Source organism: Chryseobacterium antibioticum (assembly GCF_012927325.1).
GTDB lineage: Bacteria > Bacteroidota > Bacteroidia > Flavobacteriales > Weeksellaceae > Chryseobacterium > Chryseobacterium antibioticum.
On the sequence record NZ_JABBGI010000013.1, the window covers coordinates 21,993 to 38,031 of the forward strand.

Below are 16,039 nucleotides of genomic sequence, written 5' to 3' on the forward strand. Positions count from 1 at the left end.
ATTATTTTTTTACGGACTGCAATGTCAATTTTGCGATGTTTCTTGTGATCTCCGTGGGTGAGTGGCAGTCACAGTTGCTGAGTCCTATAACGTAAATATCCTCAGAAGGAATATACACGCCCATACTTTTAAACCCGAAAATACTTCCGCCGTGCTCCCTGTCCGGAGTACCATTGATATCTTTGAGGTGCCATCCGTATCCATAAGTAAATTCCTCGCCACTGTTCAGCTTATATTTCTGAAAGGCTTTTTTCGTTTCAGATGTATTGAGCAGTATGTTCTGGTTTAAAGCTTGTTGCCATTTCACGAGATCATCAACTGTAGACATCAGGGAACCGGATGAGAAAGGAACACTGAAACTGATGACGGTTTTATTGACAAATCCATGTTCTTTCTGATGGTAACCGTAAGCTCTTTTGGGAATAAGTTGTCGGTCGGTGGCATAATAAGAGTGGCTCATACCGGCTTTTTCGAAAATATTTTTTTTGATGAAATCTTCATACGTCTGTCCTGAAACCAGCTCAATAATATGACCTAATACCACATATCCCGAATTGTTATATTCAAATTTTTCTCCGGGAGCAAAATCTACAGGTTCGTTTTTGAAGAAGTCCACCATCATTTCGGGTTTCATTTCTTTCTGTGCAATGGTGGATAAAGCTTTCATTTTTGTAAAATCTTTGATTCCTGAAGTATGGGTCAACAAATGGTGTATAGTGATTTTATCACCGGAAGGATAATCTTTTATGTATTTTGAAAGAGGATCATTGACATTTAGTTTTCCCTGCTGTTCCAGTATCAAAACAGCTACAGCGGTAAACTGCTTGGTCATAGACCCGATCTGGAAAACATGGTCCGGTGTCATATTGACATCCAGCTCGAGATTGGCTTTCCCAAAAGCTTTACGGTACATCGTTTTTCCATTTTTTGAGACCAGAAATGCGCCTCCAGGCTCATTTTGATTGCCGAATCCGCTAAGGATAAGACTGTCTATTTTCTTCTCATAGGTTTGAGCATGACTATTTCCGGAGAAAAATAATAGAAATAGAAGGGCTGTTAAAAGTTTTTGAGTCGTCATAATTATTGTTTTGTTATGCAAAGATATGAATATTTACTATTACTATGTTATGCTTTATAGTGATTGAGTAAAAAAAATGACCGATGTGATCATTTATTATTTTCTGCAGGACTTTACAATCCTGTTTTTATTTGTGGAAATGGATAGTTGCAGCCGTAGTTGATCATGTTTTATCTTTGATTTTGTTTCATGGCCCGGATCAGTTTATCATTACGTCGGTCTGCTCTTGCATTGTTTAAAGATAAAGCAGCCCAGATCGCAGCAGGAAGCCAGCCAATGACTGTGATTTGTAAAATTAGACAGATAATTCCGGTTAAAATTTTCCCGCGGAACATGAAGGAAAGAAAAGGGAGTAAGATAGCTAGTAACATGATTATATTTTAATTTTTATGGTTTTTAACTTTAAATACACTTCTTTTCAGAGAGCATTTGGCTGCTTTCTCCAAAATGGAATGTTCATGCTTAATCAGTTGATCCTCCAATAACTCAGCAATCATTTCCGCGACGTCTTCCGGGCGTCTGCGTTGGTCTAGGGTTTCATAAAGCTGTTCAACGGTCGTCATGATAAAGTCAAAATTATTAAAAAATGTTGATTAAGCCAGAGAGAAAGTCATTTTTTCATTTTCTGATTCAACTGTTTGCTGGTAATGAATATGAAAAGTAATGTTAATAATATTCAGAGATAGATTTTGTTTTCATCATTATCAGTCCTGATAGTCAATGATTTCATATTCAATATTTTCGTTTTCGATGTATGTTTTCAATAGGTCGAGGTCTTTCCATACATAGGAAGAACTGTATTGGCAGATGTACATTCCATCATTCTCAAAGATAATGCTGATATTCGGCATTGTTCCATTGTTTCCGGGCTGCCTGAAATCCCAGAATGTTTTATTGTTAAACTCATATTTTTTGTCAAACGTTTTATCATTTTCAAATAAATACTGAATTTTAATAATCTGTTTCTCGGTAAATTTTGCTGTTATTTTGTACTCGAAACCCATTAATGGTATAGTTTTTAAATTTGCGTGACAGGATTTCCTATTAGTTTGCGATTGAAATGTCTGTAAAAGAAAGTGGCTGAAGCAAGAGCGCAATATTTTTTAGTACTTTCTGATTTTCACACAGGAAGCATTTTTAATTTTTACTTTTCTCCCTACTTTTTTTAATAAACCGGTTGTAGCATCACGTTTGAATACAACAATAGTTCCACTCCCGCCGTTGGCTATGATTAAAAACTTTCCGGACTCATCGATGTCAAATACTCTTGCGTGTTTCCCTAAAATTGACTGGTATCCCACATTTTTTAAGGTTCCGTCTCCAAGAATGGAGAAAATGGCTATATTATTTTCGACACCACGATTGGAAGCATATAAAAACCGTCCATCCGGTGAAATGTGAATGTCGGAACTTTCAAAATTTTCTTTGTATTGGTCCGTATGCGTATTGATTCTTTGAATGCTTTTCAGCGTAGAATTTTCATACTGATATGCATTGACCGTTCCTGATAATTCTTCAATACTGTAGGCGAATTTTCCATTGGGATGAAAGGTAAAATGCCTTGGTCCACCTCCTAAAGTGGTAGGTATGTACGGTGGTTTCGCGGCTTGCATAGGCTCCGCTTTATCAGTTTCAAACGTATAAGATCTGATTTTATCTGCCCCCAGATCTGGTAAGAATACATGAGTGAAGTCCGGTGAAAATACAGCAGCATGAATATGGGATCTGTCCTGCCTGTCTTCATTGATACTTCCCTCGGAAAACTGAAAATTCTGTACCGCAGGATGTAGGGTTCCATCTTCAGAAAGAGGATATATGGAAGCGCTGCCTTCTGTGTAATTGGCATTCACTACCCATTGACCATTTCTGTGAACGCTCACATACACCGGGTTTTCGCCACCACTTTTCTGACTGTTTATAAAAGTAAGCGTTTCATCTTTGGGGTTGAATTTAAAACTGCTGATACTTCCGGCATTGGGCGTTTTACTTTCTGTACAGGCTAATACATATTTCCCATTGGGGGATAAAGTGAGAAATGAAGGGTTTAAAATTCCTTTCACTGATGTTACCTTGGATAATTTCCCTTTGATGGTATCCAGCTTATAGACATAAATTCCCTCGGTTGTTTTATCCCGGTTGAATGATCCAAAAAATACATAGGTATTTTGTGAATATACATTGATACAGATTAAAATCAGGGCGATCAGGCTTACTATTTTCTTCAATTTTATTTAGTTTTTTATAGAGTGGTGGTATTTGGAGAGTGAGTTTGATAAAGGCTTATCTTTTTGACTGTTCTGTTTTATAATCTTCTTCTTCCAGGGATGGCAGCCAGTGGGTCAAATCTGAAAAACGCATAATATGAAAACAATCGTAGCCTCCTAAAAGCTTTTTTTCGGTGGTCAGAAGTAAGGTTACCTTTTTGGGGAAGCATCCGAATTTGGCTTCATAAATAGATAATCCTTCAAAAAAATTATTGAGAATATAGGGAGCCTGGCGACTTCCATCTCCATATTTCAGAACCGAATTGATTATTTTCACCATCATTGAAAAATGAAGTTGGGATGCATTATTCTGATCAAGACGCTTGTACGCATAAGACAATTCTTTGTGGGCGGTGATGTTGTTGGGGCTTTGAATAAGTATTTTTTTTGCTGTTTCAATGGCTTCAGTATAATTTTTATTTTCGTTGAGTTGGTATGCTTTATTGGCTAAACTGTCCAAATACTTTGGATGTATTGCATTCGTATGTATTTTGTATTTGGTAAGGCTGATGATTTGTTCCTCAGTGAGCAAGGTGTCTAGTTTCGCTATTTGAGCTTCAATATTTTTGAAATAATAAATGGAATTCTTCCGGGTTGATTCATCAATGGAGGTCTTAAATTTTGGAATAGTACTTTTTGGAGCTTCCGCTTTATTATTGGCTTTGCTTTTTACCTCTATCACTTTAACAGCAGAATTTCCATCAGGATTATTTTTGGAACCGTAATTTTTTACTTCTTCAGGAGTTGGAGGTAACGGGGGAGCCTGTCCAAAACTCAGGTTGAATAGAAATACAATAAAAAAGGTGAGGTAATAGTTTTTAGTCATTTTGAGAGTCAGTTTTGCTGTTTTATATTATTCAATATCAATTTTATGGTAAGTCATCCATCGTTGCAGATTTCCCACCATTCTTTTTAAATGGTCTTCATTTAGGAAAATATTCGTCCAATACTCAAATCTGTCACATTGGATACTGATGTAGTACGTCATGATGGCTAAACAGGCGAAAGGTAAAAAATCTTTTTCTTCCTGGCTTATTTCAGTAACTGTTACATATCCTTTTAAAAAGCTGTCTGCTTTTATCTGATACTCATTTTCATTGAGGTTGGTAGAGAATAATTGATATAAGAAGTATGAAATGTCTAGACATAAAACACCGTTGCCACTAAAATCAAAGTCAAAAAAAGTGACCTCTTTTTCATGATCTAGGTGCATATTGTCAAACCAAACATCGAGATGTACGGCGCCATATCGCAGTGATGGTTTGCTGATTGTATCAAATTTGAGAGCTAAAAAACCGGACAATTTTTCTAAAAAAATAATTTCATCTGTGGTATTCCTGAAAAAATCTTTGGTCCTCAAAATAGCATCTGAAAGTAAAATTTTGGGATCATAGGTGATTCTGTTGAGCGTGAAATTTTCTGTTGATTGATGAACTCTGGCTAATTCCTGACCTATCAGAAAACTGGTTTCAGGTGAAAATTTTGCAGTTTTTGTCCCCTTTGCATACGAAAATAAGACCCCGAATCTTTTTCCCTCCGGTGCATTAATTTCCTGAATGTATTCATTCGATTGGTCTGCTATTGGATAAGCAACCGGCCTGTTATTTTCTTTTAAATGGGTTAAAAGTCTTAATTCTTCCTCTATTTCTGATTTTGTTCTCCAATCACAAGTGTACACCCGGAAAACATATTTTTCTTCCCCATCTGTAACGATGTAAAGATGGTTCATGGCTGCCCGGAATAGTTTACATTCCGTTTGGTTGCTCAGATGATATTGTTGTTGAATAAACTGGCTGAGTACATTAGGTGAAAGTGTACTGTGTATTACCGGAAATTTCTCTGTCATTCGTGTTTTACGTTGTCATTAGTTGCTATCGTAAAGGATGCTTTAGAAAGCTTTTTTACTGCCGTGAAAATACAAAAAAACTAAATAAAGTAACCTTTTTTCGATTCAAATTTTAACCCCGTATTTTGTGAATACAATTGATGGACAATCTTTATCTATTCTTAATTTCTCATGATTTCCTGTTCAATATTCATTAATCTTTTTGACCAACGATCCAATAGTGTTTTTCTCTCTTCATCCGTAAGCCTTTCTACGGAATAAGTGATTTCCGGCTGTAAAACTGAGAAGCCAAGAAATTCCAGAATGCCACGATGTATTGGAAATAGAATTGAGTTGATATCACCGTATTTGTCCTCCACATAATTTTTTTGAGGTCCGCCGGTTGTCACAGACAGCATTGCTTTTTTTCCCCGTTGAAAAACCATTGTCATAAAATTTTCCATTGTCATAAAATTTCCCCATGGTAAAAACCTTGTCGATCCAACCTTTTAGAATTGCCGGAACCGAAAACCAATACAATGGAAATTGCCAGATCATGATTTCGCACCATTCAATCTTTTCCTGTTCCGAGACGATGTCCGGCATCAATGTAGATTGTTGTACAGCAAATAATTCTTCATTCTGCTGTTTGAAGTAATTTGGATTTTCTAATTGGGTAAAGTTGCCTTTTCCACTTACAGGCTGATAATTTTCCTGATATAAATCAGTGGTTTTAACCTCGTGACCAGCTTCTTCCAGACTTTTGATTGCCGTATTAAACAGAGCTGCATTGAAACTTTTTTTTTCAGGATGAGCAAGGATGATCAGTATTTTCATATTTTTGAATTTGTACTATAATTTATTGAGTTACAAAATTATTTTTAGTACACTACATTTGCAATAACTATCTAAACAGATAGGCTAAATAAAATTGAAATGAAAACAGAATGCATTGGTGATCACGTGAAATTGGAAGGCAAAATCTACCCTTGTACTGTAAGTCTTACTATGGATTTGGTAGGAGGAAAATGGAAAGCTGTTATCCTTTACCACTTGAAAGAGGGGTCTAAAAGATATAACGAACTTCGTAAAGAACTGCCGACAGTTACCGAGATGACCCTGAGTTTACAATTGAAGCAATTGGAAAAAGACGGTTTGGTATCCAGGAAAGTATTTGGTGAAAAACCGCCCATTAAAGTGGTGTACAGCCTCACTGATCTTGGGAAAACTTTTATTCCTGTTTTAGATGCGATCACGGAATGGGGAAACCAGATTGTCACTGAAAAAGGGGAGTTTATCCATGCTTTTGAAAAAGAATAGAATAAAATTTTACATTTAAATCTATTGCTTTCCTATGTCAATAGACGGCTACATATATGGCTTCAGCCCTTATTTTTTCAGATGTTGTTGGAAATATACAAAATGATGTTCTATTGATTTATTCCAGTATTCCGTATTATGATCACCCGGTTGACTGGTAAAAGTTACAGGAATTTTAAGACCGTCGGTTTGCTGTTTCAGTTTGGCAGAATTTGAATATAAAATATCCTCCGTTCCGCAGTCAAAGATAAAGGCTTTCTTAAAATCCGGATGTTGTTTCAAAAGGGTGGATATGCTGTACTGGCTCCAATTTGCCGTTTTTGGATTGCCTATATTGGCTGTTAAATCATCAATCAATCTATTGTTTTGCCAAAAGTGTTGACTTACTTTCTGGAAATTCGGATAATCAACTTCAAGAGCTCCGCTTGTAGAACCTGCTGTATTGAAATAGTCCGGGTGTACAATAAAATACCGTAATGCTCCGTAACCACCCATACTTAGACCGCTGATAAAAACATTTTTATCATCAATATTAAATGAACGATGTACTTTCGGAACTAGTTCTTTGAAGAAAAAATCTTCATACTGCGAGTTTTTATTTGTTGGGCTGTTGATGTAATAAGAGGTAAAACCGTCTGGTGTAACGATGATAAAACCATATTGGTCAGCTAATTTTTGTAAGTCTGTTGTTTGCGACCATTGTTTGTAATTTTCGCTATAACCGTGTAAAAGATAAACCAAAGGGAATTTTTCTTTTTCATTATATGCTTTTGGCTTAAAAACCAGAACGGTGTCCGATGGGGCCAGATATTCAGATTTTATCATCCATTTTTCCTGCGCTTTTAACGAAATGGTTGTTAGTAATCCGATCATGATGCTTATTGCCTTGTTCATATTGCGTATTTTTATTGCAAAATTCAGCAAGTATTTTGTTGTGTACAATAACGAACAAAATTGTGAGCCTTTAAAAATAATAGTTATGCGTAAAGAAAATTCCACCAATGCGGTTAATGAACAGTTTTTGTTTCAGGTCTGTGAGCTCAACTCAGCGGTTGCCATGATCAGCGGACGCTGGAAGTCGCAAATTGTGTATTCCATTTCACAAGGGAACAATAGGTTTCATTTGCTGAAAAAGGAATTACCGAATATTTCTGAACAGGTTTTAGGCCGTCAACTCAAAGAACTGGAAACTCATGCCGTCATTGTCAAAAAAGAAATTCCTGAAACTGTTCCTGTTGGGATTCAATATGTTTTGACTAATAAAGGTCTGGATTTAATTCCTATTTTAGAAAGTCTCTGCGACTGGGGGAAAACGTATGCTGAGGGTAAAGAAATTTCGGCTTGTCCGATGGCTTAGTTGAATTACTTGGTTAGTTCACTTTTCCGTTTTGCGCTTTAAACCCATCCCGTATGGCTGCTTCAAATATATCAAGGTTAATATCTTTGAGCGTTTTGAACTTAATACAATACCCGGTCACGCTTGCTTTTCCTATTTTATCTCCATACGTTTGGGATAGATAGGTCTTATCGGCAATGCTGAGAATATAGACAGAGATTCCGGTTGTGTTGGCACTGATTCCAATTTGATAAAATCCCCTGGTTTTTCCACCGGCATATGGTAGGGTTTGGAACCCATATCCGATATTAGGATTAGAAACTGTTTTGCCTTCACTGTTTTTACCATCCAGAAACCATAATTTACATTCCGGCCCAATTTCCAGAATGATGCGGTGCAGCTCTTGCATATCGCTGCGTTTGGGCTCAGGCTGGCTGGTTATATATTCTATGATTTGTTCTTGTATGTTCATAAATTTTAGGCTGTTTACTTGCAAATACCGGAGAAATAGAGCGGTTAAATATATAAAAAAGTTCAATTTAAACCTTTAACTTACGTTTTGTCAAGATTATGTTGTACGTCAAATTCTTCATTTTTTGAATCTTACGATTATCCTTGTTCTTTGACCTTCATCAACTCCAAAAATGAAACTATATATATGGGTAGAATCATTGTCCCACCTAACAATTTTCTGCCACCATAATCGATTTTTTCGCTTTTTTCTTCGCCTTTTTTCGATAGCTTTTTAGAGATATTATTTTTATTAAATTTATACAACTTATCAATAAATGGAGTCTTTGTTTCGTCTTGATTCCAGCTATATTCAATTAAACGAACAATACTGTCATTTTTAGTGAAAAAATAAGAAACTTCTGTATCTAAATTTGCTGTATCTCTCCGAAAAATTAAAGGTTGATCAAATTCATACTGGTCTAAATCTGGAAAATATTCTTTTGACAAACCAATATTAAATGGTTTTGTATACTGAATTCCGTTATTTGTTTTTTCGATTTTCTTAATATCTGAGAATTTTATTTGTTCAAATTCAATTGCAGTATTTTTAATTTTCACATTCTCAAGATTATTTTTATTCTTACAACTTATTAATATTGCGAGTAAAACAAAAAATTGGATATATATTTTCATGAGCTCATATTTAATAAAATGTTGTATAGCATATTGTCGCTTACTGTCAGTCGTTGTATTTTTACTACTTTATTATAAAAATAGAGAAAATTTCAACTTAGTAATTCCATGATTCTTGTTCATCAATAGACAGCTTTGATGTAGTCAAAGTCGCCAATGTAACTTACTTTTTTTGTTTCATATAGTTTAAAAGATCAAGGATGTGTTGTCGCGTATGTCCGTGAAAAATAAGTTGGAAATACCAAAGTCCATCAGCCCAGCTATTGTTTTCAATTCGCCATTTGATTTGTAAAAGGTCCGTGATTATATCGCTCAAGTCGTCAATGGCACCACCAATTCCGTTGTCCTTTTGATTGCTAATATCGTTGATGTCAAGGACTGTTTTGTACAAACCAAAATGTTCAAAATTAGTTGCAACATTGTGCCTGATGTCCGGAAGTTGTGATTTGTCAAAGTCTGGATAATTTGCTTCGTCAAATGTGTATTCTATGTCAAAATAAAACTTGTAAATTTTCACAAGCTGTTGTTCCAGCAATTTTTCTTTGTCATTGACTTTCAAGTTGGGTTGAAGTCCATACTTAATAATTTCGTTTATTGTAGGAATTAACTCTGTCATTGCAATATTGTTGGTGTAAAATATCTGCTAACAGAAAATGGAGCAAATATTAGATATGTATAGGAATTACTAAGAGATAGAAGCTTCATAACGGTATGCATATTAAGGATTTAAAGAAAAAGAGAATAAAAGTCCTTTAGATTTCTAAAGGACTTAAGTCTTCAGATAAAACTCAGAATTACCCAAACGCTCTCTTCAGCAAGCTCTCCACTTTAGGTTCACTTCCTCTGAAGCTTTTATACAGTTCCATCGGATCTTTTGTTCCGCCTGAAGAAAGCAGTACTTTGTATTTGGCAGCAGTTTCCGGATTGAAAATTCCGGTTTCCTTAAAATACTGGAACGCATCTGCATCCAGAACTTCAGCCCATTTGTAAGAATAGTAACCCGCAGAATATCCACCCTGGAAAATATGGGAGAAACTAGGACTCATCGCCGTTTCCGGATTGATAGGATAAAGCGTTGTTGCTTTTGTGTACTTATCCTCAAACGCTTTCACGCTTTCACCTTCCAGTTCTGCCACTTTCGTATGGTAGTTCATATCCAGAAGTCCGAAACCAAGCTGTCTCATCGTTTGATAGCCTTCCATAAAGTTTTTGGATTGCTCTATCTTTTCGATCTTTTCATCCGGAAGCACCTCTCCGGTTTTATAATGTTTGGCAAATGTCTTTAAAAATTCAGGCTCGTAGCAGAAATTCTCCAGAAACTGAGAAGGCAGTTCTACAAAATCCCACTTCACAGAAGTTCCGGAAAGACTTGGGTATTGCGTATCCGCCATCATCCCGTGAAGCGCATGCCCGAATTCATGAAATAAAGTCGTCACTTCCTGGAAAGTCAGTAAGCTCGGTGTATCTTTTGTTGGTTTGCTGAAATTACAAACGATAGAAATATGTGGACGGAAGTTTTCGTCGTCTTTTTTATACTGATTTTTATAGCTGGTCATCCAGGCTCCGGCTCTTTTACCTTTTCTCGGGAAATAATCTACATAAAGCAAAGCTTTGAAGCTTCCATCTTCAGCCTTCCCGATTTCCGTCTCAGACACTTCATACACCTTTACATCCTCATGGTATTTCGGAATATCATTTCTCTCCTCAAAATGAAGTCCAAAAAGTTTTCCAGCCAGCCCGAAAACAGCATCCTGTACCTGATCCAGTGGGAAATAAGGCTTCAGTTCTTCATCATTAAAGTCATATTTCTGTTTGCGGAGTTTTTCGGCATAGAAAGTATGATCATAACCCTGCAGTTCTTCGATTCCGTCTGCTTTAGCCAAAGATTTTAATTCCTCAATCTCCTTGTCTGCGTAAGGTTTCGCTTTCGTTAAAAGTTCATTTAAAAAGTCAAAAACTTTCCCCGGAGATTTAGCCATTCTTTCTTCCAGAACATAATCTGCATAGTTTTGATAGCCTAATAATTCTGCTTTTTGTTGTTTTAATTGTAGAAGTTCCTTAATCAGTTCCTGATTGTCAAATTCTCCACCATCAAAAGATTTTTTACCGCTCGCCAGAGCAATTTCCTTTCTCAATTCACGGTTTTCAGCATACGTCATGAAGGGAATATAGCTTGGATACTGCAAGGTAACAACCCAACCTTCAAGTTCTCTTTCTTTAGCTTCTTCGGCATATTGGTCAAGGATAGCCTCCGGAATTCCTGCCAGATCTTCTTTATTCGTGATATGTTTGAAATAAGCATTGGTAGATGCTAACACATTCTGTCCGAACTGCAGAGATTTTAAAGAAAGATCCATATTGATCTTCTGTAGTTTTTCTTTGTCTTCCTCATTTAGAAGGGCACCACTTCTGACAAAACCTTTATAGGTTTCGTTCAAAAGCATTTGTTGTTCTTCATTCAGGGTATAGTGCTCTTTTTCGTCGTATACTTTTTTGATTTTGCTGAAAAGGGCTTCATTTTGAGAGATCTTTGACGAATATTCCGTTAAAAGTGGAGAAACTTCCTGAGCCAGCTTTTGGATCTCGTCGCTTGTTTCTGCAGAATTTAAATTGAAAAAAATATTGGAAACCACATCAAGCTGTTCTCCTGAGTAAGCCAATACTTCGATGACATTTTCATAGGTTGGTGCCTCAGAATTGTTAACAATAGCATTAATTTCATCTTCAGATTTTTTGATCAGTTCCTGGAATGCAGGAAGGAAATCTTCATTTTTAATACCGTTGAAAGGTGCTGCGTGATATGGTGTGGTAAATTTCTCTGTTAAAATATTCATTGTTCGATTTTTAGGTAACGTAAATTTAATGATTCATTGAGAATCACAGCTGAAATGCGCAAAAATAATGCCCCAATATCAAGATGTGACAAAAATGCTTTATCTTTAATAATCTTGTCATATGAAAAGAGGCGAGGAGGGTGGAATGACTAATTTTGAAAATAATAAACCACAAAAGACTGAACAATGAGATTGCTCAAGTATTTCAAGCTTTTAGGGTTGAAAAATAAAACAAGTAACTCAAAATATCAAAACTATGAAAACACTCTTAAAAATTCTTGGCGTAATCATCCTTTTAGCTGTAGTATACGCCGTGATTGCAATGCTGGTTTTCAGTAAGAATTACCACTTTGAAAAATCAGTAGTCATCAATGCACCAAAAGAAAAAGTATGGCAGCATGTAGGTTCATTAAAAGAATACAATGTCTGGGATCCATTTTCCAAAGCTGATAAAGATATTGTGATCACCTATTCCGGAGCCGGAGATAAGGTAGGAGATTCTTACCACTGGAAAGGCAATGACAAAGTAGGAGAGGGTGAGCAATCTATTACAGAAAGTGTACCCAATGACAAATTAGTAACTAAGCTTCATTTTATCAAACCTTTTGAAAGTGATGCTAAAGCGTCCTTTGTTTTGGCTCCAGAAGGAAACGGAACAAAAGTCACCTGGTCAATAGATTATGAACTGACTGCAATAATGAAAATCATGAAACCTATGATGGATATGAATATGAAAAAGGTATTTGATCAAGGGCTGGGAGACCTTAAAAAGCTTTGCGAAAAGTAAAAAAATATAAGCCTTGTAGAAAATACAAGGCTTTTTTTTGTGCATTTTTTCAAGAATCAAAAAAATCTGCGGGAATTCAAGTTTAATCAGCTTCTGCTATTCTGTTTTAGCAATACAGCGGGTAAGATTCTCATTGCCGTCTTTCTTGATCAGGATATTATCTTCAATACGAACTCCGCCGATGTCATACCATTTTTTAAGTTCCGTCCAGTTGATATCATCATGGAATTTCTTCTGCTGATAGGCACTTTCGAGGATAGCGGGCATGAAATAACAACCAGGTTCCACAGTGATAAGATGATTCTCTTCAAGTTCAAGGTCAACCCTCAATCTCGCTCCGAAATACGTCTGCGGATTAATATTTTCATCCTGTCCCGTATCACGCACTCTCAATCCTACCAGATGTCCCACGCCGTGAGAATAGAAAAGGGAAACAATTTCCTTTTCGATCAGGTCACTAAGATTTCCTTTTAACAGACCAAGCTGCAGTAAGCCTTCTGTAATGACTTTAGCCGAATGGATGTGAACATCTCTCCATAAAACCCCTGCTTTTGACATGGCGACACATTCATGATAAGCTTTTAATACGATAGAGTAGAGATCTTTGTGCTGAGAAGACATTTCTCCCGAGGAATAAAACGTTCTGGTAACATCTACACAGTAATCAAAAATATCAGCGCCTGCATCCACCAGGACAAATTCATTTTCTTTGATGATCTTTTGAGAAGGCAGTGCATGCAGAATTGCGGCATTACTTCCGCTACCCACAATGGTTTCATAAGGAACCGTGTCGGCGCCTTTTCTGAAAATTTCAGACTCATATGCGATCTGAAGTTCCCTTTCCGTCATTCCCGGTTTCAAAACGGAAGCTATTTTCTGATATCCGGCGTTGGCTAATTCTGCAATGTGTCTGATAAAACGGACCTCTGCTGCATCTTTTTTTCGCCTTGTTTGGTCTAATAAAGTTCTCAGTTCAAAAGCCTCAGGTGAAGAATCTTTTGCCTGTCCCAAATGAAAAACCTTCGAAAAATGCTGACTTTCCAAAAATCTTTCGAGAGTATTGATGTTTTTTCCGGGAGAGGAGACAAGGACGTCATTTTTTTCTCCCTCCCAAAAGATCTCCTCATTGGAAATTTCTTTATGGAATTCAATCCATCCAAGATCTTTGCTGTATAATACAACTTCAGTTTCACGTCTTCTTAAAGTAAGCCAGAAATAAGCCGGATGAGGCAGAAAAGGATACGTGGAATCAAGCCCTCCCGGTTTTTGTATAGGATGTCCTGAATGGATCAGGACAGCATCTTGGGCGTTGAGTACAGTATTCCATTGAGAACCGACCTGTTCTCTCCGTATCTTAATTTGTTCTTCAGAAAAGTATAAATTGTGAATCATTGGTTTGTTTTTATGAAGAACGAAAATATCAATTATTATTTTAAAAAATTATTATCTTTATGTAAAGATTAGATTTATGGAGAAGATCGTATTTGTGAAAAGTGATATAAGAAATTATGTCAAAACAGTTATCTCTGAGAAAATAGAAAAACTTAAAAATTTCATAGAGTTTACCCTGGAAGCAAGTCGTGATATTAAAAAGACCCCAAAGTATGACAGTATGAGAGAGGAGATGCAGGAGGAGATCTACCAGATGCAGCGCCAGCTGGGAGCTTTGAATGATCTTAACCGAAATATGTCCAAGGTTCTGAATAATTCCACAGAAAAGATACAGCTGGGTTCTTTGGTGATCACCAACAAAGCCCGTTTCTATATTTCAGTTTCATTGGGAGAGTTCTTTTTTGAAGGAGACCGTTTTTATGCCATCTCTCCGGAAAGCCCCATGGCTAAAAAGATGATGGGAATGAAATCCGGAGATGCTTTCACCTTGAATAATATCCATCAGGAGATTGTGGAGGTGATTTGATTGTGGAGAAGAGAATAAAGAATAAAGAATAAAGAATAAAGAATAAAGAATAAAGAATAAAGAATAAAGAATAAAGAATAAAGAATAAAGAATTTTACGGTAAACTTAGCAATCAACAACTAAAACATTCATCTACTCTAAACTCTAAACTCTAAAACTCTAAAACTCTAAAACTCTAAAACTCTCAAACTCTCAAACCCAATAACCCCGCAATCCGTACAACTATGACATTTGAAAAATTACGAACCAATAGATTGAATCAATGGGTGATGATTCACTTACGATATTTAATAGGATTTGCATTTTTCCCTTCCGGGCTGACAAAATTAATGGGAAATAGATTTACGGCTCTTTCAACGGATACACCGATAGGGTATTTCTTTGAAGCCATGTATCAGACGGGATTTTACTGGAATTTTTTAGGACTTTCCCAGGTTGTGGCAGGAATTTTACTGATGACACAGCGGTTTGCCCTTCCTGGAGCTCTTATGTTTTTAGCGATATTAAGTAATATATGGATCATTACCATAAGCCTTTCCTTTACCGGAACATGGATCATCACTTCTCTGATGATGATGGCTGTTATCATACTGCTGATCTGGGATCATCATAAACTGTTTCCTATCCTTGGGTATAATCAGACGATGGTCGTAAAAGCATACCCGGATCCGGGCCGTTCCTGGATCAATGCTGGACTCATTTACACAGTTTGTCTTCTCTTCTTATCATTTCCAGGGTCTGTATCTCAAGGTGTAGAGCGATGGATTTCGAGAGGATGCGTGATGATCATTGTCCTCACATTGGTATTCACTCATTATAAAGTATATAAAAACCGAAGCGTATTGTTGAAAAATCAGGCTTAAATCAATGTAATGCATTCAATTACATATCGTAAATTTGCAGCATGAATAAAGCGGAAATTTTAAAAGAAATCATAGAGCAGAGAAGAAGTATATTCCCGAAAGATTATTCTGAAACTGAAATAGCTCAGGAAATTATAGATGAAATACTCCATTCAGCGACATTAGCCCCGAATCATAAGCGCACAAAACCATGGCGTTTTAAAACTTTCAGAGGGGAAGAAAAAGCGGCACTAGCTTCAGAAATGCAGGCTATTTACAAGGCTACACAATCTGAGCAGACTTTTTTAGAGAAAAAATATCAGGATATTGGTTTTAAAATCAATAAAGCAAATGCTGTCATTTCTATTACAGTCAACTTCAGTGGTATGGTTCCGGAATGGGAAGAGATCGCTGCCGTTTCTATGGCCGTTCAGAATATGTATCTTACCTGTACCACCAATAATGTAGGCTGCTATTGGAGTTCTCCCGGTCTTGTCAATCACCTTAAAGACTCTCTGACCATTGAAGAAAACCAGAAATGTCTGGGACTTTTCTATATGGGAAGTGTAGACCAGTATAACAATTGATCAGCTGGACAGTTTACCAGTGAATTCTTCGTTCAAGAAGATCAAAACACGATTACATCACCAGATCGGTAAATTGTTACATTTAATAATTGTCGGATAATA

Annotated in this window: 19 protein-coding genes and 1 pseudogene; 6 read left to right on the forward strand and 14 right to left on the reverse strand. The window is 36.5% G+C overall.

Annotated elements, in window-relative coordinates; all coding sequences use genetic code 11:
* Position 1: 1 nt before the first annotated feature.
* The 8 genes and pseudogenes from HHL23_RS11325 to HHL23_RS11360 form a co-directional block, all read right to left on the reverse strand.
* Entirely contained in the window at positions 2 to 1,078 is a 1,077-nt protein-coding gene (locus HHL23_RS11325) for a serine hydrolase domain-containing protein (protein ID WP_169234919.1), read from the reverse strand.
* A 170-nt stretch (positions 1,079 to 1,248) separates the two neighbouring features.
* Positions 1,249 to 1,449: a YqaE/Pmp3 family membrane protein gene (locus HHL23_RS11330; protein ID WP_194306299.1), complete on the reverse strand. Its 201-nt coding sequence runs from the start codon at positions 1,447 to 1,449 to the stop codon at positions 1,249 to 1,251.
* 9 nt (positions 1,450 to 1,458) lie between these two features.
* The gene (locus tag HHL23_RS11335) at positions 1,459 to 1,641 is read right to left on the reverse strand and encodes a hypothetical protein (RefSeq protein WP_169234920.1); all 183 of its coding nucleotides are present in this window, start codon (positions 1,639 to 1,641) and stop codon (positions 1,459 to 1,461) included.
* Between the two features lie 141 nt (positions 1,642 to 1,782).
* The gene (locus HHL23_RS11340; protein WP_169234921.1) at positions 1,783 to 2,082 is read right to left on the reverse strand and encodes a hypothetical protein; all 300 of its coding nucleotides are present in this window, start codon (positions 2,080 to 2,082) and stop codon (positions 1,783 to 1,785) included.
* Between the two features lie 99 nt (positions 2,083 to 2,181).
* Positions 2,182 to 3,303, reverse strand: a complete 1,122-nt coding sequence (locus tag HHL23_RS11345; protein ID WP_194306300.1) for a lactonase family protein — start codon at positions 3,301 to 3,303, stop codon at positions 2,182 to 2,184.
* 55 nt (positions 3,304 to 3,358) lie between these two features.
* Positions 3,359 to 4,168, reverse strand: a complete 810-nt coding sequence (locus HHL23_RS11350) for a DUF4919 domain-containing protein (protein WP_169234922.1) — start codon at positions 4,166 to 4,168, stop codon at positions 3,359 to 3,361.
* 27 nt (positions 4,169 to 4,195) lie between these two features.
* Positions 4,196 to 5,188, reverse strand: a complete 993-nt coding sequence (locus HHL23_RS11355) for a phosphotransferase enzyme family protein (RefSeq protein WP_169234923.1) — start codon at positions 5,186 to 5,188, stop codon at positions 4,196 to 4,198.
* Between the two features lie 161 nt (positions 5,189 to 5,349).
* Positions 5,350 to 6,004, reverse strand: a pseudogene (locus tag HHL23_RS11360) (NAD(P)H-dependent oxidoreductase).
* A 99-nt stretch (positions 6,005 to 6,103) separates the two neighbouring features.
* On the opposite strand from HHL23_RS11360, the gene HHL23_RS11365 reads away from it, so the two are divergent.
* Complete coding sequence (locus tag HHL23_RS11365) at positions 6,104 to 6,487, forward strand: winged helix-turn-helix transcriptional regulator (protein WP_169234924.1); 384 nt, start codon at positions 6,104 to 6,106, stop codon at positions 6,485 to 6,487.
* 69 nt (positions 6,488 to 6,556) lie between these two features.
* Here HHL23_RS11365 and HHL23_RS11370 read toward each other — a convergent pair whose 3' ends face one another.
* Positions 6,557 to 7,381 (reverse strand): alpha/beta hydrolase, encoded by an 825-nt coding sequence (locus HHL23_RS11370; protein ID WP_169234925.1) that lies wholly within the window; start codon positions 7,379 to 7,381, stop codon positions 6,557 to 6,559.
* A gap of 85 nt (positions 7,382 to 7,466) precedes the next feature.
* On the opposite strand from HHL23_RS11370, the gene HHL23_RS11375 reads away from it, so the two are divergent.
* The gene (locus tag HHL23_RS11375; RefSeq protein WP_169234926.1) at positions 7,467 to 7,844 is read left to right on the forward strand and encodes a winged helix-turn-helix transcriptional regulator; all 378 of its coding nucleotides are present in this window, start codon (positions 7,467 to 7,469) and stop codon (positions 7,842 to 7,844) included.
* A gap of 13 nt (positions 7,845 to 7,857) precedes the next feature.
* Here HHL23_RS11375 and HHL23_RS11380 read toward each other — a convergent pair whose 3' ends face one another.
* From HHL23_RS11380 to HHL23_RS11395, 4 genes are all read right to left on the reverse strand, one after another.
* Complete coding sequence (locus HHL23_RS11380) at positions 7,858 to 8,295, reverse strand: DUF1801 domain-containing protein (RefSeq protein ID WP_169234927.1); 438 nt, start codon at positions 8,293 to 8,295, stop codon at positions 7,858 to 7,860.
* Between the two features lie 137 nt (positions 8,296 to 8,432).
* Positions 8,433 to 8,969: a hypothetical protein gene (locus HHL23_RS11385; RefSeq protein ID WP_169234928.1), complete on the reverse strand. Its 537-nt coding sequence runs from the start codon at positions 8,967 to 8,969 to the stop codon at positions 8,433 to 8,435.
* A 163-nt stretch (positions 8,970 to 9,132) separates the two neighbouring features.
* Positions 9,133 to 9,585 (reverse strand): DUF5063 domain-containing protein, encoded by a 453-nt coding sequence (locus tag HHL23_RS11390; RefSeq protein WP_169234929.1) that lies wholly within the window; start codon positions 9,583 to 9,585, stop codon positions 9,133 to 9,135.
* A 178-nt stretch (positions 9,586 to 9,763) separates the two neighbouring features.
* Positions 9,764 to 11,803, reverse strand: coding sequence for a M3 family metallopeptidase (locus HHL23_RS11395; RefSeq protein ID WP_169234930.1), 2,040 nt, complete (start codon positions 11,801 to 11,803; stop codon positions 9,764 to 9,766).
* Positions 11,804 to 12,059: 256 nt separating this feature from the next.
* On the opposite strand from HHL23_RS11395, the gene HHL23_RS11400 reads away from it, so the two are divergent.
* Entirely contained in the window at positions 12,060 to 12,590 is a 531-nt protein-coding gene (locus tag HHL23_RS11400; RefSeq protein ID WP_169234931.1) for an SRPBCC family protein, read from the forward strand.
* 96 nt (positions 12,591 to 12,686) lie between these two features.
* Here the strand turns inward: HHL23_RS11400 and HHL23_RS11405 are convergent, their stop codons facing one another.
* Positions 12,687 to 13,982, reverse strand: coding sequence for a M24 family metallopeptidase (locus tag HHL23_RS11405; protein WP_169234932.1), 1,296 nt, complete (start codon positions 13,980 to 13,982; stop codon positions 12,687 to 12,689).
* Positions 13,983 to 14,058: 76 nt separating this feature from the next.
* Here HHL23_RS11405 and HHL23_RS11410 point away from each other — a divergent pair, with 76 nt between their 5' ends.
* The 3 genes from HHL23_RS11410 (at position 14,059) to HHL23_RS11420 (ending at position 15,937) form a co-directional block, all read left to right on the forward strand.
* A complete protein-coding gene (locus tag HHL23_RS11410) occupies positions 14,059 to 14,508 on the forward strand; it encodes a hypothetical protein (protein WP_169234933.1) in 450 nt (149 codons plus the stop codon).
* A gap of 224 nt (positions 14,509 to 14,732) precedes the next feature.
* On the forward strand, positions 14,733 to 15,371 hold the full coding sequence (locus HHL23_RS11415) for a DoxX family membrane protein (RefSeq protein ID WP_169234934.1): 639 nt from the start codon (positions 14,733 to 14,735) through the stop codon (positions 15,369 to 15,371).
* Positions 15,372 to 15,412: 41 nt separating this feature from the next.
* Positions 15,413 to 15,937: a nitroreductase family protein gene (locus HHL23_RS11420; protein ID WP_169234935.1), complete on the forward strand. Its 525-nt coding sequence runs from the start codon at positions 15,413 to 15,415 to the stop codon at positions 15,935 to 15,937.
* The last annotated feature ends 102 nt before the right edge of the window (positions 15,938 to 16,039 follow it).

Bases quoted from the DNA above. Each gene is read 5' to 3' on its own strand.
- HHL23_RS11325 (WP_169234919.1), bottom strand. From the start codon at position 1,078: ATGACGACTCAAAAACTTTTAACAGCCCTTCTATTTCTATTATTTTTC.
- HHL23_RS11330 (WP_194306299.1), bottom strand. From the start codon at position 1,449: ATGTTACTAGCTATCTTACTCCCTTTTCTTTCCTTCATGTTCCGCGGG.
- HHL23_RS11335 (WP_169234920.1), bottom strand. From the start codon at position 1,641: ATGACGACCGTTGAACAGCTTTATGAAACCCTAGACCAACGCAGACGC.
- HHL23_RS11340 (WP_169234921.1), bottom strand. From the start codon at position 2,082: ATGGGTTTCGAGTACAAAATAACAGCAAAATTTACCGAGAAACAGATT.
- HHL23_RS11350 (WP_169234922.1), bottom strand. From the start codon at position 4,168: ATGACTAAAAACTATTACCTCACCTTTTTTATTGTATTTCTATTCAAC.
- HHL23_RS11355 (WP_169234923.1), bottom strand. From the start codon at position 5,188: ATGACAGAGAAATTTCCGGTAATACACAGTACACTTTCACCTAATGTA.
- HHL23_RS11365 (WP_169234924.1), top strand. From the start codon at position 6,104: ATGAAAACAGAATGCATTGGTGATCACGTGAAATTGGAAGGCAAAATC.
- HHL23_RS11370 (WP_169234925.1), bottom strand. From the start codon at position 7,381: ATGAACAAGGCAATAAGCATCATGATCGGATTACTAACAACCATTTCG.
- HHL23_RS11375 (WP_169234926.1), top strand. From the start codon at position 7,467: ATGCGTAAAGAAAATTCCACCAATGCGGTTAATGAACAGTTTTTGTTT.
- HHL23_RS11380 (WP_169234927.1), bottom strand. From the start codon at position 8,295: ATGAACATACAAGAACAAATCATAGAATATATAACCAGCCAGCCTGAG.
- HHL23_RS11385 (WP_169234928.1), bottom strand. From the start codon at position 8,969: ATGAAAATATATATCCAATTTTTTGTTTTACTCGCAATATTAATAAGT.
- HHL23_RS11390 (WP_169234929.1), bottom strand. From the start codon at position 9,585: ATGACAGAGTTAATTCCTACAATAAACGAAATTATTAAGTATGGACTT.
- HHL23_RS11395 (WP_169234930.1), bottom strand. From the start codon at position 11,803: ATGAATATTTTAACAGAGAAATTTACCACACCATATCACGCAGCACCT.
- HHL23_RS11400 (WP_169234931.1), top strand. From the start codon at position 12,060: ATGAAAACACTCTTAAAAATTCTTGGCGTAATCATCCTTTTAGCTGTA.
- HHL23_RS11405 (WP_169234932.1), bottom strand. From the start codon at position 13,982: ATGATTCACAATTTATACTTTTCTGAAGAACAAATTAAGATACGGAGA.
- HHL23_RS11410 (WP_169234933.1), top strand. From the start codon at position 14,059: ATGGAGAAGATCGTATTTGTGAAAAGTGATATAAGAAATTATGTCAAA.
- HHL23_RS11415 (WP_169234934.1), top strand. From the start codon at position 14,733: ATGACATTTGAAAAATTACGAACCAATAGATTGAATCAATGGGTGATG.
- HHL23_RS11420 (WP_169234935.1), top strand. From the start codon at position 15,413: ATGAATAAAGCGGAAATTTTAAAAGAAATCATAGAGCAGAGAAGAAGT.